Source organism: Halobacillus litoralis (assembly GCF_009856415.1).
GTDB classification, from domain to species: Bacteria; Bacillota; Bacilli; order Bacillales; family Halobacillaceae; genus Halobacillus; species Halobacillus litoralis_C.
Window position 1 is genome coordinate 460,327 of sequence record NZ_WMEZ01000001.1, and the last position, 24,109, is coordinate 484,435.

Sequence of the window (24,109 nt, forward strand, 5' to 3'; positions counted from 1 at the left end):
ACGAAAAGAATAAGAGTTAGGAAGATACATATGAAAGGAAAAACATTTTTGATTTCTCTGCTGATCATTGCCATCAGCTGGGGAGGCAATCTATGGTTCTATCAATCCAAACAATTGGAGGAACCGATTTTTCTTGAACACTATTACGGCGGTGCCGGAGTGTTCGAGCTTTATTACTTAACAAATAGAGAAGACTCATCTCATGTTATGAGTGTAGAGTTCAGCGATGGAACAACTTTACATGCGAAATCCGACTACTACGGCTTTCATAGCGAAAGCCCTGCTTATGGTCCGGACGTCCAAAGCAGGTCCACGCACTACCTGCTGAAAAAAGCAGGATTTGATGAGCAGCAAATGAGAGAATTGGAAGTCGACCATGAAGGAGAAGCGACTATTCATTTCAATGATGGAAAAACCGTCACAGCGGATATCGGCACGGTTGAATTTAGTAAGTTGAGGGAGGGAAATGGTTTATTCCGTCAACAATCAAGTTCAAGCAGCAGTAACGGACGTTCCTTCCGCTCTTATACAGTAAAAGAAGATGTAAAAATAGAATCCATGTCTTCTCCTTTTCCTGAGGTTCAAGATGATGTCAAAATGAAATTATACACCCCTTCAATCGGTACAACAGGCACACCGGATGGGGGCGGACCTCGCACGTACACGAAAGAAATGGATGAGGAATGGAGCCGGGTGGCAGGTGCGCCACTGGAAAAGATTGATTTTCCAATCGAAATGAAGCAGGGAGACCGGATCAGGTTGACGATGCAGGAAAAGCCGGACGCGATTCGCGCTTATTCTTATGAGATTGATTTGACAGGCACGACGAAGAATGGCACCCCATTCACACAGCCTTTCCTTGTCTCGAATCATCCGCAGTTCACACCAGAGCAGATGGAACTCCTTATTGAAAGGAGGGGCAGCCAATGAATTCCTTTCATCGGATCTTCGGAGGTTTGCTTCTTGTTTTATTAGATATACACCTTGGTCAAATAGAGATCTTAGCTGATTTCATCGGGTATCTCCTCGTCTTAAGTGCATTGAACAGCATGGATGGGAACTGGAAAGGGATGAAGGGGGCAAGAGCGACTGCCTTGACCCTCAGTGTCCTTACGATTCCGCAAGCCTTTTTAGGTCAACCGGCAGGTACGAACGAGGGTGTCAATATTGGCTTCGATCCTCTTACGATTTACCATCAGGCTCTAGGTTTGATTAAACTTGTGCTGATTTTCTACCTTTTCTATGTGTTCATGGATTGGGCAAAGAAAAAGGGAGAGGAGGAACTTGAAAGGAGAACACATAAACTATTTAGGGGATATGTGACTGCACACCTCTTTTATTATGCTCTATTGCCTTTCTCCATGAACCTCCCGGAAAGTACGGTGATTCCGTTATTCATCGTAGGATTAGCTGTCGTGATGATCCTTGAGATAATGTTCCTGATCTTAATCCGGGCTTTTCATAAGGAACAAAACAGAATCGAAATCTATTAAAAAAGACGCCTCGGCCTGAGGCGTCTTTTCTATGCGGGCTGTTTTTCCAATTCCGGATCCGCTTCCGCTGCATCAATGAACAAAAAGATGGCTGTCAAAATGTGCATGACCATACCGACGAAAGGAACCCAGCCGATGCATGAGGTGACGATTCCGAGGATGCTTCCTCTCGTTTCTCTTCCTTTTTGCTGGGCAAGTACAAGGGTGATGATATGAAGAATGAGCATGACGGCCAGGGGAGTCCACAGTAATGAGATGACGAAGGTCCCTCCAACAAAAGGTATGCCTAAACATGCTTCCAGAGCGGCGGTGACCCACATGAGAATGCGTGCTGCTGACATACAAACACCTCCCGTATATCCTTTTTCAATGTATTCAAAGAACACAGGTTTAGAACTTGGGACTATAGAAACGGGACATTCGTTTCCTTTTCGATCATTTTCTGAATATTTCTTCACACTCAGGAAATGTATGGTATATTGGTTTGTGAAAGCGTTTGCACTAATCGGCGTGCATCGCACTCAGATACCTATTAAAGGAGGAGAATGATTTGAGGATAAGGAGACAGTGGTGGAAGGTTGTCATCAGCGTTGTACTTGTGTTTTTGTTGGCAGTTCCGACATCTTTTTCGTCGGTCAGTTCAACGAAGACTTTTGCTGAATCAAATGAAACCGTTACCATTAACTACAAACGATTAGATGGAAATTACGAAGGCTGGGGACTGCACCTATGGAATCAGGACGGTTCCAATCCTGCAATTGAACAAGGGACGGATTGGTCGGATCCTGTGGAATTTACGAATGAAACGGACTTCGGAATGTCCGTGGAAATCCCGGTCATCGACATCAAGAACGGATTAAATTTCATTGTACATAAGGGGGATCTAAAAGATACTCCGAATGATCGTAGTTTTCCAACGACCGGTGAAACGGATTTCTGGCTGGTCCAAGGCAAGGAGGAAGTCTATTTGGAAGAACCTGTGCTGACGACTTACGTGGAGTCGGCGAAAATTAAGAACGACACGCTCATTTCAGCAAAGATGAGCCAGGTGATAGAAAATGCAGATCGTTCTGATTTTGTTCTGAAGGGCGCAGATGGAGAGCGCGTCACCATTGAGTCTGCTGAGGTGGATGGACAAGACGTCCGACTTGAAACAGCAGAAGCGCTGGATCTCACTCAAACGTACACCATCCAGTATGGAGAAGAAGAAACGAATGTCATTGTCGACTGGAAGCTGATCGATGAAAGGTTCGCTTATGACGGGGACGACCTCGGAGCGACTCTACATGACGACGGTACAGCTGAACTGAAGCTTTGGTCACCGATTGCGACCAATGTTTCTGTCGTTCTTTATGATAAAGACGATCAATATGAAGTCGTGACTAATGACATCCCGATGGAAAAAGGGGAGAACGGCGTCTGGTCTGTGACGCTGGATGAGTCCAATACGGGAATCAAAGACCTCAACAGCTATTATTACCAATACAAAATCGAAGCTTATGGCGAAGAGAAGCTTGCTCTCGATCCTTATGCGAAATCCATGGCGGCTTCGAACAATGAGGATAACGATGATGTAGGGAAAGCGGCGATTGTCGATCCATCTGACATCGGTCCTAAACTTGATTTTGCCAAAATCAAAGGCTATGAAAAGCGTGAAGACGCGATCATTTGGGAAGCACATGTACGCGACTTCACTTCTGATCCGAGCATCGAAGGGGAACTGGATTCACAGTTCGGCACGTTCAATGCTTTTGTAGAAAAACTCGATTACGTGAAAGAACTTGGAGTGACTCATATCCAATTGCTGCCGGTCATGAAGTACTATTTCGGTGATGAGCTCGACAGCAGCACACGTGAACGTGAGTACTCCGCTTCAGGGAACAATTACAACTGGGGCTATGACCCTCACAGCTACTTCGCTCTTTCCGGCATGTATTCCGAGCGTCCGGAAGATCCGGAAGAAAGAATCGAAGAGTTCAAGCAGTTGATCAAGGAAATTCACAAACGCAAAATGGGCGTCATTTTGGATGTTGTGTATAACCACACAGCCAAAGTGAGCATCCTGGAAGACCTTGTCCCGAACTATTATCACTTCATGGATGAGGAAGGGAATGCCAAAGTCGGTTACGGCGGTGGAAAAGTGGGGACGACGCACGAAATGTCCCGCAAGCTCATGGTCGACTCCATCGAATATTGGGTCGATGAATTCAAAGTAGACGGTTTCCGCTTCGACTTGATGGGTGACCTGGATGCAGAAAGTGTCCAAGCGGCTTATGACGCTGCGGAAGCTTTGAACCCGAACATTTTGATGCTCGGAGAAGGTTGGAGAACATATGCCGGCGATAACGGCGGAGAAGGTGTTCAACCTGCTGACCAGGATTGGATGGATGAAACCGATGGAGTCGCTGTGTTCTCTGATGAAATCAGAAATGAACTGAAGTCCGGTTTCGGCAGTGAAGGCGAACCGCGTTTCATTACAGGCGGCGTTCGTAACATCGATACCATTTTCAACAATATCAAAGGACAGCCTGGAAATGTGACGGAAGATGACCCGGGCGATATCGTGCAGTACATCGCAGCCCACGACAACTTGACGCTTCATGACGTCATCGCACAGTCGATTAAAAAGGATCCTGCGAAGCATGAGGAGGAAATTCAAAAACGCATCCGCCTCGGTAACTCTATGATTCTGACAAGTCAGGGGATCTCTTTCCTTCATGCCGGTCAGGAGTATGGCCGTACGAAGCAGTGGAAAGCAGATGGCGTTCCAGAAGATAAGTGGACGTACATGGAAGATGAAAACGGGAATCCGTTCGAGGATCCTTACTTCATCCATGATTCCTATGATTCTACGGATGTGATCAACCAATTCGATTGGCAGGCCGTGTCCGAGCCAAGTATTCAACAGGAAACGATGGAATATACCAAAGGTTTGATTGAACTGAGACGCTGGACAGATGCTTTCCGCCTCGGTTCTGAGGAAGACGTCGAAAAAAACGTGACGCTTTTGGATGCTCCTGAAATCCAGGAAACGGATTTGATGCTTGCTTACAAAGCCGTCGATCCTGGCAAGAAAGCCAAAGGAAGCTATTACGTGTTCATCAACGCCGATGACAAAGAACGTACGCTGACGCTCGATGAGGATTTGAAGAAAGGAAAAGTGCTCGTAGATAATGACGAAGCTGGACGCAAAAAAGTGAAAGACCCATCCGGCTTTGAGCTGAATAAAGATGGAATAACCATCGATCCATTGACGACGGTTGTCATCCATACGAAATAACGAAAAACCAGCTCCTTTTTTGAGGAGCTGGTTTTTTAATGTGCCCTAATGAGTGGGCAAAGTGCCCTAACGCACGACCAAAGTGACTTAACGCGAAGCCAAAGTGCCCTAACACACCACGAAAGTGCCCTAACGCTACCTTAAAGTGACTTAACGTTCAAGAAGCAGACTTTTCCTTGTATTGCGCTGGCTTCTTTTTCGCCTCCTGGACGATAACGACAGACAAAAGCACGAGCACAACACCGGCATATTGGTAGACTGTCATGATCTCTGCATAAACAAAGTACCCGACGAGCGTCGCGACGACGGGTTCGATGGTGGCGACGATGGAAGCCCGGCTCGATTCCACATGCTCAAGGCCTTTCGTGTAGAGGAGAAAAGGCAGAACGGTCGAGATGAGTCCGAGGCCGAGAATCAACAGCCAGACGTGGATGTCACTCAGCAGGGATGCATTATTCCATAGGCCGCTGAAAGGAACGACGGCGAGCGTCGCGAATAAAAAAGTATAAAAGGTGACAGTCAGGGAGCGGTACTTTTTCAGAACGACTTTACCGAAGATGCTGTAAAGTGCGTAAAACAGTCCGGAACCTAGTCCGAAGAGAAAGCCTGCCAGGGACAAAGTTGCATTAAGACTCGGAAGTAAACCAATAACGAGTGTACAACCGATAAAAGTCGCGATAAGCGCCACCAATTTTCTTCCAGTCCATGCTTCTTTGAAGAAGATCCTGGAAAATATGGTCACGAACACAGGCGCTGTATAAAGGAGAACGAAGGCGATCGACATCGAAGTCGTTTCAATCGCGCTGAACAGACACCAGTTGAATAAGGCGATGCTGATGACACCTGTGCCGAAGAAATAGCGCGAGTCGGCAGGCTTGATTTTTAAAAGTCGGATGTTCGATAGGGTGATAGAACAGAACAATAGGAGCATGGCAGCGGTCACTCGGAGAGCCACGACTTGAATAGGAGTGAAGCCATATTCGTAGAGTTCGTTCACAAACAGCCCGATGATCCCCCACAAGGAAGCACCGAGGAAGATCATGAAAAATGCCCGGCTTCTTGTCATCGTACCCCTCCTTCTACATCAATTTCCGTCTATTATACAAAAATTTAGAAAGGTTTGAATATAGCTGTTGCAAAAAAATAGGAAATCTTGTTTGATAGAGAATAAGGATGAAATCGAATCACAAGGGGATGGGACTATGAATCCAGTTATGCGAGACATCAAAACACACATCGAAACAGAACGGCTGATTTTGAAAATGCCGGAGCCAGGCGACGGGACAGCGGTCAATGCAGCCATCCAGAGGTCTGTGAATGAACTGAAACCATGGCTTGGATTCGTCCAGGAGACGCCGACCGTCGAAGATACCGAATCAAACGCAAGGGAAGCGCATGCGAAATTTTTGTTGAGGCAGAACTTGAGGTATCTCGTTTTTCTGAAAGAGGATATGACGTTCGTCGGATCTACCGGTTTTCATCGCATGGACTGGGATGTCCCGAAGTTTGAACTTGGATATTGGATGGACACGGCTCATAGTGGAAAAGGATATATGCGGGAAGCGGTGGAAGCTTTAACGGCGTATGCTTTGAATGATTTAGGAGGAGCACGGGTGGAGATCCGCTGCGAATCTGAAAATAAAAGGAGCCGCGCCATCCCGGAGTCCCTGGGTTTTGAGCTGGAAGGAATTCTTCGTAACGAGGACCTCTCTGTCGATGGAAAGCGTTTAACCGATACGTGTATCTATGCCAAAGTCCGTGTTAAAGGGGCGTGATCTTGTGTATGACGTGACGATCATTGGCGCAGGTGTCAGTGGCGTGTTTCTTGCCTACACGTTAGCGCAGGAACACCCGGACCTGAAGATTCATGTGATGGATAAAGGAAAGCCACTGGCTGAACGGACGTGCGGATTACAACAGGAAGCGTGCACATGTGAAGGGCCGTGCGATCGGTACATAGGATTTGCAGGACTCGGAAAATCAGAAGGGAAATTCAATTATACCAACGACTTCGGAGGTCAGTTGGGAAGGAAGGTCGGGGAAAAGGAAGCCCTCGCACTCATGGAAGAGGTCGATGAACTTTTATGCTCCTATGGAGGCGACCATGTAGATAGATACAGTACAAAAAATGAAAAACTTTCCTTACTGGCAGCCGAGCATGGCTTGCGTGTTTTCTCGACAGAAGTGAGGCATTTGGGGACGCAGCTCGCTCGGCGGGTTTTTCAAGAGATGTATGAAGAGATGTCTGAACAGATGACCTTCACCTTCGAAGCGGATATTACAGGAGTCACAAAAGGAGCAGGACTGTTTTCGATCGATACAAATCACGGGCGGTTTCAGAGCAGGAAGGTCGTATTCGCTACAGGGATGAGCGGGAGTGACTGGCTGAAATCCATGACAGCCAAATTAGGGTTGAAGGCTGGCCAAACACGTTTGGATTTAGGAATAAGAGTGGAAATGCGTGGCAATCAGCTCGATCCTATCCTTCAGGAAACGTTTGAAACGAAACTTCATTACATAACGGAGCGTTTTTCTGCAACCACCTACTGCATGAATCCACGCGGCAGAATCATCCGTAAATATCAGCATGGCCTGGTGATGCCGGATGGGCAGAACCAGAATGAGGAGGAACCGAGTCAGAATTTGAACTTCACCCTTTTTGTACCGCGCTATTTCAAAAATCAAGAGGAAGCCATGGCAGAAGCTCATCGTGTGATCGGCGGAATCAATCAGGGACATGACAGGATAGTGGCGCATAAGTTAGGAGATTTATTGGAGGGGAACCCTTCCGACCATCTTTCCAAAGGCGTTATTCACCCCTCACTGGAAGCAGAAGCGGGAAATCTCCGCAAAGAAGTTCCGCCCCTTTATATAGAGGCACTGCTTGAGTTTTTTGAAGCGTTGGAAGGGCTGCTTGGCGAGGAAATCGATGGGGATACCATCCTTTATGGGTTGGACAGCAAATTTTATGAAGCAAAGATCTTCACCGATGAGCATTTTGAAACCGAGGTGTCAGGGTTGTATTTAATCGGGGACTGCTCCGGGGAAACGCATTCCCTTTCTCAAGCGGCGGCAAGCGGAATTTACTTAGCCCGCCGGATCATAGCTTAGCCTACAATGAGGCTAAGCTATTTTCAACGGCAAAGATCGCTTCTCTCACTTGAGATTGTTCATGAATGCCCATGAGGTGGATCGATTCACTAGGACGTGTGGAATAGTAAGAAATGGCCTCTATATCCTCCGGTGAATCAGCGTCTAGATCCTTAAGAGATAGTGGAAGTTGCATGGATTTGTAAAAAGGAACCAGCTGCTTGATTTGTTCGTTTTTTCCTTCGAGTGCTAATTGGACGAGGATGCCGTAAGCGACTTTCTCTCCATGCAAAAACGGATGGGCACCCGGCACTTTTGTCAGCCCATTATGAATGGAGTGGGCTCCCGATATTCTTCCGTAACGATCTCCAAAGCCCCCGACCATACCGCCTGCCATAATGATGGTTTCTGCAACACGTGTGAAGGCGGAAGTGCATTGAGCTGTTTCATTGACCTCCACGGCGTCTTTTCCTTCATTAAGGAGAATGTCTCTACACAATTTTGCAGCGTGAAGGGCGATTTCTAAAGGGACAGGTTTATCTTTTATCTGCCTCGTCAAAACATCAGCCTCATACCATTTGGCAATCGTATCACCGATGCCGGCACGGAGATATTCGACGGGAGCATGAACGAGCATGGAGGGGTCTACGATGACCATGTATGTACTTCTTTTGTAGATCGTATATTCTACGAAATTGCCCTTATCATCATAAAATACACTCAAAGGTGTCCAGGCGGCGCAATTGGATACGAGTGTAGGGATCAGGATGACCGGCAGATCTAGCGCCACGCCGCACGCTTTAACGAGGTCGAGAATTTTTCCGCCTCCGACACCGATCAAGACGTCTGTGGCTGCAGAGGCGTTTTCCTTGATCCTTTCGACTTCCTGATGGGTGCATTCCCCGTCATACGAAATGGTTTCGATGCTGAACGGAAATTCTGGCATATAAGGTTCGGCCATGGCCCATGAATCTTTGCCGTGGATGATGGTCCCATGTTTGAATGGTTCATCTTTGATGAGCTCTGGCAATTCCTTCAGTACACCGGATTCACACTTGTAAAAGTTCGGCGATCCTTGAACATTGATGGTCTCCATCTTCATCCCCCTTTCAAGATATGCCCATCATTATCCATATTTTAAAAAATGATGTCAACGAGAAAAATAAATAATTAAAAAGATTGGGAATATTATTTACAAACCCTGATACTTACGTTAAAGTGTTAAAACATAATCAAAATTCTTATCGAGAGTGATTGAGGGATAAGGCCCGAAGAGATCACAGCAACCTTCCCTATGGGAGTGGTGCTAATTCCTGCAGAATATTCCTATTCTGGGAGATAAGAGTTTGGCAGTCTTTCTATGCGAAACTCTCTCCCTGAAAAGGGCGGGAGTTTTTTTATAAGGATTGATATGAATTGTTGAAAAGGGGGAGAGCCGATGATTTCATTGGAACAACTGAGCAAAGTCTATCAATCCAAGGGGAAAACCGTGATCGGAGTCGATGACGTCTCCTTGGACATCAACAAAGGGGAGATTTTTGGAGTCGTCGGGTACAGCGGGGCTGGGAAAAGCACCCTTTTGCGATGCATGAACATTCTTGAACGTCCGACAGAAGGAAAGGTTATGGTGGATGGAATCGATCTCATGACTTTGAATTCCAGAGACTTGAGGAAGGCCAGGCAATCGATCGGGATGATCTTCCAAGGTTTTCACCTGGCGATGGCGAAAACCGTCTTGGAAAACGTCGCCTTTGCCTTGAAGGCTTCAGGCGTTAATCGTCAGGAAAGGAAAAGAAGGGCCCAGGAATTATTGGAGCTTGTCGGTCTTTCAGATAAAGCCGATCAGTATCCGGCCCAGTTGAGTGGGGGTCAGAAGCAGAGGGTGAGCATTGCGAGGGCGCTTGCCAATGATCCTAAAGTGCTTTTGTGTGATGAAGCAACCTCGGCGCTTGATCCGAATACGACGCAATCGATTTTAAAACTGTTGAAAAGGATCAATCGTGAACTCGGCCTGACGATCGTCCTGATCACCCATGAGATGGAAGTCGTCAAGGAAATCTGTGATCGTTGTGCCGTTATGGAAGACGGGAAAATCGTGGAACAGGGGTCGACGTATGAAATCTTCGCTGATCCTGAAAACGAATTGACGAAACGCTTCATCCAAACCGTCATCGATTTCCGGATCCCGGAAAAGGTCCTGTCAGAAAGGAAAGGGACGATTGTACATATGACGTTCAAAGGCGACTCGGCCAACGAATCTGTCGTCTCAGACCTCTTGCAAGGATACAGCATACGCGCCAATATCCTGCATGGAAAGATCGATTACATCCAAGACCAGGCTCTCGGTACTTTTGTTATGGAACTGACGGGAGAACGAAAAGTTGTCCAACAGGCCATACAAGATTTAAGAGAAAAGCTTGGAGAAGTGGAGGTGCTGCAAGATGATCGATCAACTGATCAATCTCTGGCCAGAGCTGAATAAATCATTCATCGAAACATTGATCATGGTAGGCATAGGACTGGTTGTTGCTTTAATCGCAGGTCTTCCGCTCGGGCTGCTCTTGTTTGTGACGGACCGTGATTTGTTTCTCGAGAATCGCACCGTTAAAAGCATCGTTGGCGTCGTGGTGAACTTAATTCGTTCGGTCCCGTTCATTATCTTACTTGTCTTTTTGTTTCCTTTTACAAACTTTTTAATCGGGACAACCACGGGGCCGGTAGCGGCTTCTGTAGCCCTCTCTGTCGCTGCCATCCCTTTTTACGCGAGGATCGTGGAATCATCAGCACGCGATATCGACAAAGGGGTGATCGAAGCGGCCATTGCCTGCGGAGCTTCCCCTTGGCTGATCATCAAGGATATCATTTTCCCTGAAATCAAACCCGGTCTGATCAGTGGGTTAACCATCACAGCCATCAGTTTGATCGGGTACTCCGCCATGGCAGGTGCCATCGGAGGCGGAGGAATCGGGGACTTGGCGATTCGATATGGTTACTATCGCTACGATAACTTTGTCATGTTCACGACCGTCATCCTGCTTATAGTCCTCGTCCAAATCGTACAATACACGGGCGATTACATTGCAAAAACAGTGAAAAAGAATTGAATCACACTTAGGAGGAACCATCATGAAAAAAATCATTTTATTAGGTCTCACATTATTATCGATTGCCTTTCTCGCTGCGTGCGGGGAAGAAGAGGAAAGTGCAGATGCTTCTGGAAAAGAAACGATTCGCTTCGGTGCTACTGCCGGGCCATACAGTGATATGGTCACAAAAGCAATCGCCCCACTATTAGAAGAAAAGGGATATGAGGTGACGAACAAGGAATTCACGGATTATGTCCAGCCCAACAAAGCTCTTGCAAACGGGGATTTGGACGCAAACCTTTTTCAGCATAAAATTTACTTAGAGTCGTTTGCGAAGGAAAACAACCTGGATCTATCTGAAGTCATCATCGTACCGACAGCGCCGATGGGGATCTACTCCAATACATACGAGGATATCGCAAGTATTGAAGATGGAAGCACGATGGGGGTACCGAACGATCCGACAAACCTTGCCCGTGCCTTGATTGTGCTTGAGGATGAAGGTCTTGTGGAGGTGGATGACAGCGTCGATCCATTACGCGCATCATTGAACGATATTACGAAGAATAAAAAGGATATCCAGTTTGTCGAAGTGGAAGCTGGCCAACTGCCGCGTCTAGTCGATAGCGAAGATTTGTCCATGGTTCCAGGAAACTACGCATTGGCTGCAGGAATGGATCTTCTGAATGCACTGGCTTTGGAAGACATGCCTGATGATTACCGTAACCGTGTGGCCGTGAAAACGGAAGATCTTGATGCACAGTTTGTGAAAGATATTAAAGAAGTGGTGGAATCCGAGGCGTTTGAAAAGATTATCGATGAAGAATTCAAAGGTTTTGGGAAACCACAGTGGATGAAAGAATAGTAGGGAGGGCTGACGTTTATTCGTCAGCCTTTTTTTATCGTTTTGAAGGACATCTGGGGACTGATCAGGTAATCACCATTCTCTATCAAGATCTCTCCCGAAACTCTTTTAATGTACGAATCCCGACCGTCACCGCTTGGCTCATCGCTGATCCCCCTCCATAAGCAGCTGCGACGCCCATCGTTTCATAGATTTGCTGATCGCTGCACCCGAGCGCCACACATTGGTCCATATGATAGGTAATGCTTGCTTCATCTCCATCTTTTACGCTGATCGCCAAAGCCATCAGATGCTTATGGGACCGGTCGACTTCTCCATCCTCGAAAAAAGTGCCTGTGAAACGGTTGTATTCTTTCGTTCCTTCCGGTAAATAACTTGTCAATTCTTCTATTCCATGACGGTAATCATTCAGTGTCTGTTCGGCTTGATTTTTCATTTACACTCTCTCCCTTTTTCAAAGCTTACTCGTGCTATACCTGTTCTTCCTAAGGTTTGAAACCGGCGTGTATGTAAGAGAGCATATCCATAATAAAGATAGGGTCAGGGCTCGAGCGCGAATTTTGTAAGAAAATTTGAAACCTTTCGTCTTTTGATCCGTAAGTAGAGATGAGGATACATAGTTGGAGGGGATGGCAATGGCGAAAAATATCCTATGGGCAATCGTAACGGTTGGTGTCATGGTGCTGATCAATTGGGGAGTCGCTTCTTTTTTCAGTGGTGAATTTATCGAATACTCCTTTTTGCTTGGCGTTGTCGTCATGACCATCGTGTGGTTCTTTAATTCAAAAGGTGGTTATGCTTCCAATTCGGTCAGGCTGGGGATCCAGGCCCGGACGGGATTGAAGATCGAAGAGGAGAAACAGAAATTCAACCCCACCGTTGTATTTTATACCGCGATCGGATATACCACGGTAGCGCTTGTGATCACAATCATCTATTATAAAGATTATTTTACTGGTTGATCTACAGAAGTCCTTCGAAAACGTGTAGAAAAAGAAAACGCCTGGATGTTGAAATCCAAGCGTTTTTCGTTTCCTTAAATTTTTTCATAGGTGCCAGGTATAGTCTATAAAGCTTAAAAAGGATTGGTTGCCCATTGGAGCGACTGCTTGATGAAAATTCGAGGATGCAGTTTCAATTGAGAAACCATGTATTCAGCAAGGTCTTCCGGCTGCATATACTTCTCTTTATCCTGGCCTTCCATATCTTCGCCTAAAGCGAGTTCGGTAGCGACAAGGCTTGGGTTTAATGTGAAGACGCGGATGTTGTCCCTTCTTACTTCCTGCATGAGCGCTTCCATCATGCCTTGAAGGGCGAACTTTGATCCGCTATATGCCGTAGAGCCGGCGGTGCCTTTGAGTCCGCTGGATGAAGAGATATTGATGATGTCTCCTTGGTTTTTCTCCTTCATCATGGGCAGGACTGCTCTCGTGACATGGTATGTACCATAAACATTCACTTCAAACGTCCTTTTCCATTCTTCGGGCTCCAGTTCAAGGAATTTTCCGTACACCCCGATGCCTGCATTGTTGATGAGAATGTCCGCTTCACCAAGCTCTTCTTTTAACTTCTGAATCGCACTTTCCACCTGATCGATGTCGGAAATGTCAGCGGAAGCTACAGCTGCCTGCACACCGTAGGACCGTGCTTCCTCGGCTACGTCTTCAAGACGGCTTTCGGTCCTTGCGATCAGTCCGACATGAACCCCTTCTTTCGCCAGCTGCAAAGCCGTAGACTTTCCGATTCCGCGACCTGCACCGGTCACATAAGCGATTTTCCCTTTGATTTCTTGTGCCATGTTCCTCACTCCTTTACCTGTTCTTCATTCAAGTCTACGAGTTTCCTATTTTGAAATCAAAAGATAGCGTCTACCTCCGGGATGTTTCCTTTGATAAACTGATAGGGGGAGGGATTTTATGGAAACCTTTATCATGTTGAGACCCGTATTCCTATTATTAGTCCTTGTCTCTCTTCTCCTTACGGTTCTTCTTCTTATTCAGAAGGAAGAGAAGGTGAATGGATACACGCTTTTCATCATCACAACGATTAGCTTGATCATCGGTAGTGTCTGCCTTTACAGCAGTGGATCTATCGTGGATGCGTTCGGTTTGAGTGGCGATGCTGTTTCCTTTTACCTGTACATCGCTTTATTCCCTGTAAGCTTATTGAATATTTTAGTGTACAGCTTCAAACCCAGGCGTGTGTCAGAAACTAGAGTTTAACGGACGATTAAATGGAGGAGTCCAAGGTACAGGTATCCGATGTTAAATGAAGGATTGGAGTGGACGGATGAGTTTAGTCAAACGACTTTTGGTAGGGGGAGCTATGGCTTTTGCTATGGCCGTCATCTCCCTATTACTCAGTTATTTCAATCATGATGGAGTCAATAAAAACCATCTAATAGGAATGGTCTTAGCGGGAGTAATCATCGGCAGTTGGCTGGTACCGTCATACATAAAGAAGAAGTCGAAGGATGATCATTGAATCCTGTATAAAATTTAAGGAGCCAAGATACGAGAGTCCAGGACACTCTTCATGATTACGTTAGCGGGGTGGATGATGAAGCTTTGGATGAAACGCACACTCATAATCATTTGGATGTTCTTATTCTTTTATCTAAGAAGTGTCTTTGATGTACCTGAAAATATTTATTACATCCTTATAGGGTTTCCGCTACTCCTGGGAGGGATATTTTTCATTGGTTATTTGTTTGAGAGAGAATCTTATGGAAATGGAAAAGATTAAGCAGAAAGACGGCCTTTGATCAATATGAAGCCTTACATAAATGTAATCATCATGGAGGTGTTCCAATGAGTGAAGAAAAACCTGAAACGACAAGGGAAAGGTTGAGACAAGAGGAATGGAAGAAGGATCCTTCAGGTAGTATCCACGGTGGAGGACTTCCTGATTTCATCGGGAATCTAGGCTGGAAAGGTACGGGGATCCTTATTCTTGTACTGATCTCAGGATTTATCATCTATACTGCTATCTATCGCTGAAGCTGTATAAAGGTTTTTCATTGTTTCATTATTTCATTATTTATCAGGTGAGTTGAGAAGAACTTCAGGTCAACAAGGGCCTGCTCTTGTGATTCATGTGGAGATAGGGAATCTTTTCTATCCATGGAATTTTCGTAAAACAAATGAAAACAGAAGCCTGGTTTTGAGACCGTGGAGTTGAAAATAGGATTTTTGTCTCGAATAATTTCTATTTTATTACCAATTTTTGAAACCTAAACCGTTCGCAATCGTACTTGTAGTAAACGAGGAAAACGAGGGTTATCTATAGGATGAAAAATATACTATTTATTGCGATTGCACTCTTTATAACAGCCGGTTGCACATCCTCCCAGTCCGCTGGTGAGAATGCGGAAGAGAAAGATACGACGGAGGAAGAGGTGACAAAGGTGCTGGAGCAAGTGTTCTCAGGACCTGAAGAAGAACTAGCACAACTGTATGAAGAAAATGATTTTGAAGGAATTTCTAACTACTACATGAATCAATTCGAGCCTTATTTCACAGAAGAGTATATGACAGATGCGATCAACACTAATCTGCTTAGCAGTTTTCATCAGAAGGCGTTTGGAAATGACGTTACCATGGAAATTGGCAATCAGAGCGTCGAGCAAAGCGAGGAGACAGAAACCGCTTATGATTTTGAAATGCAAATCCTTATAAGCAATGGTCAAAAAGCGGATGTCAGTGGAAGAGTGAACACGAACGAAGACGGGAAAATCACCCGCATCCACTACAATGATATTCAAACACTGCTGCACGCTTTCGATACGTCTGTTGAAACAGAAGAAGGACGATTCGAATATGATCGTTCAAGGTTAGTGAGTCGGACCGAGGATCAAGCCTAACAGCCCAAATATCCGACAATCATGCCCTTTGAAGTGGATGGTGTAGAAATAAAAGCAGGAGTCATGGAGCAAAAGGATACCTTACTGATCTTTATCTTTCATGCCGAAACGAATGATAGGATGGAATTGAAGACGGTTAAGGATGGCGATATTTCCTCTCAGGACATGGAAACAGAAGAGGTAGCGATCGGTGATCAAACGGGGCGTTACGCCGGAAAAGAAGGCGAGACTCAACGGTTGATTTGGAAAGATGGATCGATCTTGTATGAATTGAAAGGGAATGTAGACGGCTTATCAAAAGATGATCTGATTACATTGGCGGAGTCTTTTAAATAAGTAATGGAAGAACTGGTGAAATAACAAATGAATGTATGAAACCCACTCCATTTATTTGAGGGAGTAGGTTTTTCTTTTTTTCTATGTCTTCCGTGCTCATGGATATCAGACTGAACTTCCGTAGAGTTGATCTGTTAGATGAAAGAATGAAAGGGTAATGGTCATGGTTTCGAACTTTCAATAAACCAGGAGCGAAAGAGAAGGATCTACAGAAAAAAGATCATATAAGAGGTCAAAAAGTATAGAGTGATGATGAACACCGAAGGCATGAGATAATGCCCTAAACGATCGATTTTGTTCGGCCTGATGAGTGTGTAAATGAGGAACAATGTCATCGTTATCCCGAGTAAAGCGAGGTAAAGATGGGTGTCCTGGATGGAGTTTAAGATCGCACCTTTTTGATACAATACATCGGTGAATACAAGTAAGTTCAGGTTGTACAAATTGCTTCCAATAATGGACCCGACGGCCATGTTGTAGTTCGCTAATTTAAATGCAGCAAGCACGCTCACAAGTTCAGGTAACGAGGTTGAGGCTGCAATTAAGAAACTGCCTATAAAACTACTGTTCATTCCAGTGACTTCGGCCATCTGATCTCCGGCAAGGGAAAGAATGCTGCCCGATATAAAAACGACCCCGACGGCTATGAGAAAACCAGTAATCGCTGAAGAAAGGGGAATATCCTTAGTAAGAGGAGCGTCATGATCGTCTTCATAATCACTGGCAATGAATTTCATGGAAATGATATAGAGGATGACGATCATATACATTTCAATACCTATATTGAAAAGTTGCAAGGATTCAGGAACCAGAAGAGAAAGAGAGATGATGACTAAAAAAGTGAGGCTTATCCATGCTGAAGGAAGGTTGGCGTGCTGGTTGATTCTTTGAAATAACCGTTGCTTCCGATAGAACAAATCGACAACGGCGAGTATCAATAAATTGAACACGTTACTGCCAAGCATATTTCCTACGGCTATGTCCGGGTTATCGATATAAACGGCCGTAATACTAGTCGTTAGTTCGGGTAATGAGGTAGCCCCGGCGATTAAGAAGGTACCGACAGCAGCACCGCTTAGAGAAGTTTTTTTACTGATGACGTCACCGCATTGATTTAAATGAATTGCAGCTGTAACGACAAGGATTGCCGCGATAAAGAAAATAATGAAAATCATGGGCTGCCCCCTCTGAAGATACCACGGAGTGCCTGGCTCATTTGGGGTTAATCTCTCATTAACCCGACCAGGATTCCTCGTGAATACTGCTTTTCCATTCTAATGTATGCTTGTCTCATAGATATATCCATTGTTCTTTCATTCATAAAAAGGGGAATCCTTGAGATATTTCATGATTGAGGAAAACAATACTTGTTTAAAAGATTTTTTCTTTCATATATGGCAGGAATCCTTTGAAAGAGATGGTACACCTGTGACCATTCTCATAAAGGTAAAAAAATATTGTAGAAATGATGGAGGACTAACAATATCCGTTAGGTAATCTTGTATAATGGATATGAAGGATAAGTCGGTGTTCAAGGCAAATTCAATGATTTACAAGGGAGTCATGCTTTTTCGTGGTATTTTCTATTCCGTGTTAAGCGCCCGATCAGTAAAAGTCCAGAGGAGGTGCCGACGATTGATTATGATGAACGAAAGAGAAAAAGAAGCCTATGATGATCTTATGAAATCCTTTAAAAAGGCTCAGTCGATAGAGGAAAGCCGCCATTATTTTGTAGAAATCCAACTGTACTTAGACAATCTGGAATCAACCAGGGGGCAATCCATAACGGAGCCCCAATTGAAAGAGTATCAACGATTGAGAAGGAAGCTGGTGGATGCTGACTCAAAGAAGGAAGTCAGGTATTATGAAGAACAGATTCATGCATGGTTGAATAAAATTTACAATACAAATCTGACATAAGTTGTTATTGAAGACAGAATATTGAAAAATAGTATTTATTTTCTGATAATAATAGTGTAGACTATAGGTATGGTGTTCATTATAGTGGGAGATTTTGTATTTAAAAAAATAACGGACTTAAACGGAGCGGCGAGCTTGGTTGAGGATTTAGTGCATAGTAGCTTATGTTTCTAAGTTTCCACCAGCTGCCGCTTTTTTAGTCTAGGGGGAAATTTTCTTATGAATACACTACTTATTGCCGGGTGTATTGGAGGGGTCACAGGCATCGTCTCTCATTTGATGAGAAATGGAAAAGTGCTCATCTTTCCTAAAAAAAGAACACGTCCCAAGGGGATTTATTTAGGATTCCTCGCTGATTTTTTTATTGGGGCGGCAGCTTCAGTTTTCGCCGTTACCTATCTTACCCCAACAGATTCTAATGTATTACGGTCGATTATTGGAATTTCTATATTAGCGGGCATGACTGCAGAAAATGTGTTATTAAAAAGGGAATTGAATGTAGAAAAAGCAAAAGTGGAAGGGTTGGATCGTATCAATGAGAGATTGAAATAGATTTTCACCGCTCCAATCCTTATTTTTCTTTCCAATTGGTATCCTCTCATTACCTCTTCTTCCTCGAATCACCCTACAACATGGTCGCCATTCCTTTAAATACTTATGCTGTTTTCACATATGAAAAAATTTTATGAGCAAAAGAATAGTTAGATGAATCTGTCATCTCTACTTAGTCAATACACGCGTATCGTTTTGGGTTGGATGTTGAAGATTTATCCGCCTCAAAACATTCATTTTCTTATCGCAGTGCGTCTCGATCCTCAATAGAGCCCTATAGAAAGACGCTTCGTAAGCGTCTATTCTATAGGGGCATGGTCCCGTAATCGAGGGTTTACTATGATCACATGATTAAAATATTCCGAATGAGATCAGTGATAACGTAACGGTAATAAGGAAGATCAATCCACCCACAATGTTCACCCATAGGGAATTGACGTGGTTTTGTAGTGTAGCGCGATTATTCATGGCAACCATCAGGATTAAAACGATAAACGGAAGAATCAACCCATTGGCATATTGAGCAAAAACAATCAATTGAATTGGGTCGTATCCAAGGCTTGCAAAAATGACGCCTACAAGAAGTACTACGATCCAAACCAGCCGGAATTTCGTTGAACGAAGGTTCCTGTCCCAGCCCAATGCGCCGGCAGTTGCATAGGCAGAGGCCAAAGGGGCCGTCATAGCAGAAGAAATGCCAGCGGCAAATATCCCAATAGCAAATACATATTTTGCCCATGATCCAAGCAACGGTTTCAACTGATCGGCCATGACGCTCGGATTTTGTATTTCTGTTCCTAAGGGGAAAGCGACAGCGGCCGTAATGATGATCGCAACAGAGATAATCCCACAGATGGTAATCGTCGTAACCACATCAAAGCGGCTGTCTGTCAATTCTTCCTCCCCTTTGAACCGCTCCTGTACGACAGAAGATTGTAAGAATAAGGTATAGGGTACGATCGTCGTCCCGATGAGGGATATGACAAATAGTATATTCCCTGACGAAATCTTAGGGACCAGCCCTTCAGTAATAATCGCAGACAAATCCGGCTGGATGACTATGGCTGTTACGACGAAGCTCAGGGTCATCGTCAGGATCAGTCCAATGAACACGCGTTCGATGATTTTATATTTCCCGACCCATAATAAAACGCCTGCGATCAATCCGATGAGGATGGCCACAGTTTCAGTGGAAAGCCCTGTGAATGCAGACATCCCTATAGCTCCTCCAACAATGTTGCCAGCTTCATAAGCCGCGCTTCCAATGACAATGGCACTAATGATCAATAGAATCGTCAACCATTTCAGAACGGGATGGGAAAATTGCTCACGCAAAATGGTACTCAAATCTTTTCTGGTAATCACACCCAGTCTCGTAACCATCTCCTGCAGAAACATCGTTGCGATTACGGAAAAGATCAGTGCCCAGATCAGTGCATAACCAAATTGTGCCCCTACATTACTCGCTGTCGTCACCGTTCCTGGTCCTACAATGGCTGCCGCTACAATAGCCCCCGGCCCAACATTTTTTAACCGCTTCTTTAATTTGCTCTCCTTCGCCATCTGTTGTCTCCTCTCATGTGATGGTATAAGTCTGCAACCTACGTGTTTTATTTTAGTCTGTCAATTCCCTATATATGGAATATTAATCATTTCTTTGATGATGATATTCACCTAGTATGGAGAGAGTATTTCAGACGTGGTGGGATTGTCATTGCACCATTATAAAAGAAAGGTTACTTTTGTGATTTTTTATATTCTATTTGAAACTTTTCCAAAACTAGCCGTATAGATAACTAGAATCCCGGAACGATCCTATGATGAAGGGAGGGTTAGAATGAAGCTGATCGTATCAACATTGACAGCGCTGTTTCTGCTTATTGGCTGTCAACAAAATGCCAATGACCAGTTCAACGATGTATCTATGAAAGACCAGGAAGGAAATGTTCTGTTGACTTCCTCGGATTTTGAAGAAGCAAGTATTCAAGAGGGTGAAAACCGCGTACTTGTTAATGTGAACTTCAATAATAGCGATACACCTAAACAGATGACTGAGAATCATCTCAATGAGAAGGTTCATATTTATTTAGGGGATGAGAAAATAGCGTCTCCAACGATTCGAAAAGTCATCCATGATGATTCCATGCAAGTGGCTGGGGATTATACGAAAGAAGAAGCACAGCAATTTGTAGATGTGATCAATCAATAGCCGCTAACTAGAATGGAAGGTCATCTGTATGGCCTTCCATTTTTAATCTTTATTAGAATCCGTTAAAAGGGGGATCAAAAGATGAGTCATATGCAAAATGATGTTCAATGGCAACTTTTATGTTTTCAAACTGACCTAGGGAAATTAGTCTCTTCTCCTGAATCTATTACAGGAGGACTTTTACACAAAATGTACGGTGTGAAAACTGCAAAGGACAACTATGCTGTAAAAGTATTGAATCCCGTAATAATGAGAAGACCAGAGGCAATGACGAACTATATGAACTCTGAGAAAATCGCCAACCATTTGTCCAACTACATACCTGCGCTGCCGGCTAACCTTATTAACGGTACATTTGTTCATGAAATCGATCACCAGTTCTATATGGTGTTTGATCGGGTGGAAGGGGGGAGAATGAAACCCATAGAGATTAAACCTGTACATAGTAGGAAAATAGGTTCAATCCTTGCCGATATTCATAAGGCCAATTGTGAAGAACTTGAGCTCGAATATAGTGGGATAAATAATAGTCACTGGATCGAGTGGCATCGTTATATGAAAAAGGGTCAAAAGAAGAGTGCTGAATGGGTAACCTTATTGGAACGAAATATTGATAAACTATATGAGTGGGAGGCTAAATCAAAAAAAGCAGCGGAAGTCCTATCATCAGAAACAGTGATGAGTCACAGGGATTTAGATCCGAAAAATGTGATGTGGTACCAAGGCAGTCCTGTAATCATTGATTGGGAGTCAGCTGGATCCATCAATCCTATGCAAGATTTGATAGAAACAGCGGTATATTGGTCAACGGATGGACAGGGGAACATCAATGAGAAACTATTCTTGGCTTTCTTAGAAGGGTATCAAAAGAATTCCGGTGAACTTTGTGCCCATTGGGAACGGGTATTAGATACTGGATATTTAGGTAAGCTGAATTGGCTTGAATACAATTTAAAACGGTCTCTCCAAATGGAGTGTTCAGATGAAAAGGAGCAAAAGCTGGGGGCTGCTCAAGTAAAGGAAACCATTATGGAACTTCAACAATATGAAAATTCGACCCCCATACTACTTGATTGGCTTAATAAAAAGCGGGTTGTCTAATGCACTTTCAGCTCCACCAATTACAACTTTTTGAATCTTGGCCTAGCAGGGGCTACTGCAGAGGTGTTATTACATAAAAGGCCAGGATGGATGTCATCAACCACGTCATTCCGATGGGAGAGTCAAAAATGATTCGTGAACTTGATCAAACCGAATTTTATAAATGCGAAAAGTTAATAGAAGAGAATGGGCATGTAGAAGTGAAAGCGGTGATCGAAGGGAATAACCCTGGTCGGGTTTTTGTAGATGATGCTGAATCGCCTAAAACTGGGCTGATCTGGTTGGGGAATCATGATGGTTTTTTCTTTATTGGTGAAGAAGAAAATCAGGCGTTCAATAATCAGATCAACGATTTTTTAGATCAAGTGATTTTTCCTGAAGCGAAGAAGCTTAGGTTAAATAATTTTATAGCGATCGGTAATCATTCAAAGTGGGAAAGAACGATCGAGAGGGTCTTTGAACATCGCCCGATGCAGAAATCCTATCAGAAAGTGTATCGGTTGGAAAAGAGGCTGCATCCCGCTCATCATGAACCTTCAATTAAACCAGTTTATCGAGTTTTTAAAATCAACGAAAAACTTTATGAGAATAAGGACGATTCTCTAGAAAACATAGAATTTTTACGTTCAAAAATATCCGAATTCTGGTCTTCTCCCGAGGACTTTTTTCAAAAGGGAATCGGGTACTGTGTGGTCCACCAGAATAAGATGGTGAGTTTATGTTTTTCTGGGTTTGTCGCTGAAAATGTTCACGGGATCGATATCGAAACCATAGAGGATCATCAGGGGAATAAGTTGGGTCAGAAGGCCGCCCACTGTGTTGTGAAAGATTGTTTGAGTAAGGGGATGGTTCCTTACTGGGATTGTGAGAAATCAAATAAGCCTTCGAATGTTATTGCTGAAAAATCAGGTTTAATCCATTATTTGCATTATTTCGTTTATATCTTTCCGATCGAATGAATGATCACCGGCTGCCATGGTGTAACACACTGCCTAGATCCTGATGAGGAATTGACTGAGTAGATACATGAGAAGCAAGATGCCAATTCCCAATAAGCTGTAGCCCCAATGTTTTCGCTCCGACAAAGGCTCGCCTTTGATCGCTTTCCAATCAGGATAAAAAAAGCTGATCACCCGGACAGCGATGATGCCGAGAGCGATTAAAACGACAGCTAGTACTTCCATAAGAATCACTCCTTTTTACAGTCCTTGTTTCCGTACACTGGCTAAGTGAAACAAAAAGGGGGGGTTAAGCCGATATAAAAGATGGTTAGATTTTTTAAAAAAAGGGAGATGGAGAGATTGGATGATCAAATTCGAGAAATAGCAGAAAGGGAAAATTTTTCAGGTTCTGTTGTTATTCAAAGAGGAGGGGGAGTCGTCTATTCGGAGGGGTTTGGTTACAGAAACCTTGCTGAAAAGCTACCGAATCAAGCGGATACGAAATTCGGAATCGCCTCTGGAAGCAAGTTATTGACAGCGGTAGCCGTCGCCCAACTCGTTGAAAAGAAGAAGTTCGCTTACGATACACCCGTTCATCAGCTGTTGGTGCCGTGCCCTCCTTGTATAGATGAAGATGTGACCATTCACCATTTGTTGACACATACGTCGGGGATTCCCGATTACTTTGATGAATCCGTCATGGATGACTTTTCAGAACTGTGGGAAGAGAAACCGATGTACAAGATGGAAAAGCTTGATGATTTTGTACCGATGTTTGAAGGTAAGGAAAAGATGTTCGATCCGGGTGAAAAATTTCACTACAATAATGCTGGGTTCATCGTATTAGGCTTAGTCGTTGAAGCCTTCGCAAACGTGTCTTTTACAGCATATGTAACCGACCACATCTTCAAGGATGCAGGTATGCTGGATGCTGGGTATTACCGTTTGGATCGTTTGCCTGAGAACACCGCGCTTGGATACATAGAAAAGGATGGTTCTTTAAAAACGAATGCGTATGCTGTACCTGTCGTCGGAGGATCTGATGGGGGAGCATTTGTGACAGGGCCGGACATGATCCGTTTTTGGGAAGCCTTGTTGAATGGGGAACTCATCAGTGAAGATCATGTCGAGGGGCTGTTGATGAAACATGTAAAAGTCAAAGATGGCATTTCCTACGGGTATGGACTCTGGCTGGATGATGTCAATGAACAGACGGTCTACCATGCGATGGGCTATGATCCTGGGGTCAGTTTTCATTCATGCGTTTACCCGGATAATGATTGGATGGTGACCGTCCTTTCCAATCATGGTTCAGGAGCCTTCCAAATCATCAAAGGGGTGGAAGAATTGTTTTTGAAATAGATAAAGTGGAGG

28 protein-coding genes and 1 riboswitch are annotated in these 24,109 nt (G+C 44.2%); of the genes, 20 read left to right on the forward strand and 8 right to left on the reverse strand.

From position 1 onward, the window contains the following. Positions 1-30 precede the first annotated feature (30 nt). Together GLV98_RS02495 and GLV98_RS02500 are read left to right on the forward strand one after the other, a co-directional pair. Entirely contained in the window at positions 31-930 is a 900-nt protein-coding gene (locus tag GLV98_RS02495; protein ID WP_160911785.1) for a hypothetical protein, read from the forward strand. Continuing rightward, positions 927-1,493, forward strand: a complete 567-nt coding sequence (locus GLV98_RS02500; RefSeq protein ID WP_160911787.1) for a hypothetical protein — start codon at positions 927-929, stop codon at positions 1,491-1,493. Before GLV98_RS02495 ends, GLV98_RS02500 begins: the two co-directional genes overlap by 4 nt. Before the next feature lie 29 nt (positions 1,494-1,522). Here GLV98_RS02500 and GLV98_RS02505 read toward each other — a convergent pair whose 3' ends face one another. Then, positions 1,523-1,834: a hypothetical protein gene (locus GLV98_RS02505; RefSeq protein ID WP_160911789.1), complete on the reverse strand. Its 312-nt coding sequence runs from the start codon at positions 1,832-1,834 to the stop codon at positions 1,523-1,525. 209 nt (positions 1,835-2,043) lie between these two features. On the opposite strand from GLV98_RS02505, the gene GLV98_RS02510 reads away from it, so the two are divergent. Beyond that, the gene (locus GLV98_RS02510) at positions 2,044-4,773 is read left to right on the forward strand and encodes a pullulanase (RefSeq protein ID WP_160911792.1); all 2,730 of its coding nucleotides are present in this window, start codon (positions 2,044-2,046) and stop codon (positions 4,771-4,773) included. Between the two features lie 157 nt (positions 4,774-4,930). Here GLV98_RS02510 and GLV98_RS02515 read toward each other — a convergent pair whose 3' ends face one another. Then, a complete protein-coding gene (locus GLV98_RS02515) occupies positions 4,931-5,839 on the reverse strand; it encodes a DMT family transporter (RefSeq protein WP_160911794.1) in 909 nt (302 codons plus the stop codon). Between the two features lie 136 nt (positions 5,840-5,975). Here GLV98_RS02515 and GLV98_RS02520 point away from each other — a divergent pair, with 136 nt between their 5' ends. Then, a complete protein-coding gene (locus tag GLV98_RS02520; RefSeq protein WP_160911796.1) occupies positions 5,976-6,548 on the forward strand; it encodes a GNAT family N-acetyltransferase in 573 nt (190 codons plus the stop codon). 4 nt (positions 6,549-6,552) lie between these two features. After that, entirely contained in the window at positions 6,553-7,884 is a 1,332-nt protein-coding gene (locus GLV98_RS02525) for an NAD(FAD)-utilizing dehydrogenase (protein WP_160911798.1), read from the forward strand. A gap of 1 nt (position 7,885) precedes the next feature. Here GLV98_RS02525 and GLV98_RS02530 read toward each other — a convergent pair whose 3' ends face one another. After that, positions 7,886-8,959 (reverse strand): iron-containing alcohol dehydrogenase family protein, encoded by a 1,074-nt coding sequence (locus tag GLV98_RS02530; RefSeq protein ID WP_160911801.1) that lies wholly within the window; start codon positions 8,957-8,959, stop codon positions 7,886-7,888. Positions 8,960-9,101: 142 nt separating this feature from the next. After that, positions 9,102-9,208: riboswitch (SAM riboswitch) on the forward strand. Positions 9,209-9,301: 93 nt separating this feature from the next. Here GLV98_RS02530 and GLV98_RS02535 point away from each other — a divergent pair. The 3 genes from GLV98_RS02535 to GLV98_RS02545 are packed head-to-tail and all read left to right on the forward strand — an operon-like array spanning position 9,302 to position 11,814. Next, on the forward strand, positions 9,302-10,345 hold the full coding sequence (locus tag GLV98_RS02535) for a methionine ABC transporter ATP-binding protein (protein WP_160911803.1): 1,044 nt from the start codon (positions 9,302-9,304) through the stop codon (positions 10,343-10,345). Then, positions 10,305-10,967 (forward strand): methionine ABC transporter permease, encoded by a 663-nt coding sequence (locus GLV98_RS02540; RefSeq protein WP_089653045.1) that lies wholly within the window; start codon positions 10,305-10,307, stop codon positions 10,965-10,967. The genes GLV98_RS02535 and GLV98_RS02540 overlap by 41 nt, the downstream gene beginning before the upstream one ends. Positions 10,968-10,989: 22 nt before the next feature. Beyond that, positions 10,990-11,814 carry a MetQ/NlpA family ABC transporter substrate-binding protein gene (locus tag GLV98_RS02545; protein ID WP_160911805.1) on the forward strand — a complete coding sequence of 275 codons (825 nt, stop codon included), beginning with the start codon at positions 10,990-10,992 and terminating at the stop codon, positions 11,812-11,814. Positions 11,815-11,899: 85 nt separating this feature from the next. Here GLV98_RS02545 and GLV98_RS02550 read toward each other — a convergent pair whose 3' ends face one another. Next, entirely contained in the window at positions 11,900-12,250 is a 351-nt protein-coding gene (locus tag GLV98_RS02550) for a carboxymuconolactone decarboxylase family protein (RefSeq protein WP_160911807.1), read from the reverse strand. A gap of 199 nt (positions 12,251-12,449) precedes the next feature. Between GLV98_RS02550 and GLV98_RS02555 the strand changes: the two genes are divergently transcribed. Further along, positions 12,450-12,776, forward strand: a complete 327-nt coding sequence (locus GLV98_RS02555) for a hypothetical protein (RefSeq protein ID WP_160911809.1) — start codon at positions 12,450-12,452, stop codon at positions 12,774-12,776. Between the two features lie 113 nt (positions 12,777-12,889). On the opposite strand, the gene GLV98_RS02560 is transcribed toward GLV98_RS02555, so the two are convergent. Further along, positions 12,890-13,612: a 3-ketoacyl-ACP reductase gene (locus tag GLV98_RS02560; protein ID WP_160911811.1), complete on the reverse strand. Its 723-nt coding sequence runs from the start codon at positions 13,610-13,612 to the stop codon at positions 12,890-12,892. Positions 13,613-13,730: 118 nt separating this feature from the next. Here GLV98_RS02560 and GLV98_RS02565 point away from each other — a divergent pair, with 118 nt between their 5' ends. The 5 genes from GLV98_RS02565 (at position 13,731) to GLV98_RS20085 (ending at position 16,012) form a co-directional block, all read left to right on the forward strand. Continuing rightward, positions 13,731-14,036, forward strand: coding sequence for a hypothetical protein (locus GLV98_RS02565; protein ID WP_160911814.1), 306 nt, complete (start codon positions 13,731-13,733; stop codon positions 14,034-14,036). A gap of 67 nt (positions 14,037-14,103) precedes the next feature. Beyond that, positions 14,104-14,298, forward strand: a complete 195-nt coding sequence (locus GLV98_RS02570) for a hypothetical protein (RefSeq protein WP_160911816.1) — start codon at positions 14,104-14,106, stop codon at positions 14,296-14,298. Between the two features lie 326 nt (positions 14,299-14,624). After that, a complete protein-coding gene (locus tag GLV98_RS02575) occupies positions 14,625-14,813 on the forward strand; it encodes a DUF6366 family protein (protein ID WP_160911818.1) in 189 nt (62 codons plus the stop codon). A gap of 290 nt (positions 14,814-15,103) precedes the next feature. Beyond that, a complete protein-coding gene (locus tag GLV98_RS20080; protein ID WP_237417021.1) occupies positions 15,104-15,676 on the forward strand; it encodes a hypothetical protein in 573 nt (190 codons plus the stop codon). Between the two features lie 63 nt (positions 15,677-15,739). Further along, positions 15,740-16,012 carry a DUF4367 domain-containing protein gene (locus GLV98_RS20085; RefSeq protein WP_237417022.1) on the forward strand — a complete coding sequence of 91 codons (273 nt, stop codon included), beginning with the start codon at positions 15,740-15,742 and terminating at the stop codon, positions 16,010-16,012. Between the two features lie 206 nt (positions 16,013-16,218). Here GLV98_RS20085 and GLV98_RS02585 read toward each other — a convergent pair whose 3' ends face one another. Beyond that, positions 16,219-17,187 (reverse strand): sodium:calcium antiporter, encoded by a 969-nt coding sequence (locus GLV98_RS02585; protein ID WP_160911820.1) that lies wholly within the window; start codon positions 17,185-17,187, stop codon positions 16,219-16,221. Positions 17,188-17,647: 460 nt separating this feature from the next. Here GLV98_RS02585 and GLV98_RS02590 point away from each other — a divergent pair, with 460 nt between their 5' ends. Both GLV98_RS02590 and GLV98_RS02595 read left to right on the forward strand, forming a co-directional pair. Then, positions 17,648-17,932 carry a hypothetical protein gene (locus tag GLV98_RS02590; RefSeq protein ID WP_160911823.1) on the forward strand — a complete coding sequence of 95 codons (285 nt, stop codon included), beginning with the start codon at positions 17,648-17,650 and terminating at the stop codon, positions 17,930-17,932. A gap of 219 nt (positions 17,933-18,151) precedes the next feature. Then, positions 18,152-18,484, forward strand: a complete 333-nt coding sequence (locus GLV98_RS02595) for a DUF4257 domain-containing protein (protein WP_160911825.1) — start codon at positions 18,152-18,154, stop codon at positions 18,482-18,484. A gap of 351 nt (positions 18,485-18,835) precedes the next feature. Here the strand turns inward: GLV98_RS02595 and GLV98_RS02600 are convergent, their stop codons facing one another. Beyond that, positions 18,836-20,047, reverse strand: a complete 1,212-nt coding sequence (locus GLV98_RS02600; RefSeq protein ID WP_160911827.1) for an Nramp family divalent metal transporter — start codon at positions 20,045-20,047, stop codon at positions 18,836-18,838. A gap of 274 nt (positions 20,048-20,321) precedes the next feature. On the opposite strand from GLV98_RS02600, the gene GLV98_RS02605 reads away from it, so the two are divergent. The 3 genes from GLV98_RS02605 to GLV98_RS02615 all read left to right on the forward strand — a co-directional run bounded on the left by GLV98_RS02605 (position 20,322) and on the right by GLV98_RS02615 (position 22,753). Then, positions 20,322-20,693: a SecDF P1 head subdomain-containing protein gene (locus GLV98_RS02605; RefSeq protein ID WP_160911829.1), complete on the forward strand. Its 372-nt coding sequence runs from the start codon at positions 20,322-20,324 to the stop codon at positions 20,691-20,693. A gap of 81 nt (positions 20,694-20,774) precedes the next feature. Beyond that, positions 20,775-21,794: a phosphotransferase gene (locus GLV98_RS02610; RefSeq protein ID WP_160911831.1), complete on the forward strand. Its 1,020-nt coding sequence runs from the start codon at positions 20,775-20,777 to the stop codon at positions 21,792-21,794. Positions 21,795-21,922: 128 nt separating this feature from the next. After that, positions 21,923-22,753: a GNAT family N-acetyltransferase gene (locus tag GLV98_RS02615; protein WP_160911833.1), complete on the forward strand. Its 831-nt coding sequence runs from the start codon at positions 21,923-21,925 to the stop codon at positions 22,751-22,753. Positions 22,754-22,786: 33 nt separating this feature from the next. On the opposite strand, the gene GLV98_RS02620 is transcribed toward GLV98_RS02615, so the two are convergent. Further along, positions 22,787-22,978, reverse strand: a complete 192-nt coding sequence (locus tag GLV98_RS02620) for a hypothetical protein (protein ID WP_160911835.1) — start codon at positions 22,976-22,978, stop codon at positions 22,787-22,789. A gap of 108 nt (positions 22,979-23,086) precedes the next feature. Between GLV98_RS02620 and GLV98_RS02625 the strand changes: the two genes are divergently transcribed. After that, positions 23,087-24,097: a serine hydrolase domain-containing protein gene (locus GLV98_RS02625; RefSeq protein WP_160911837.1), complete on the forward strand. Its 1,011-nt coding sequence runs from the start codon at positions 23,087-23,089 to the stop codon at positions 24,095-24,097. Positions 24,098-24,109: the final 12 nt, after the last annotated feature.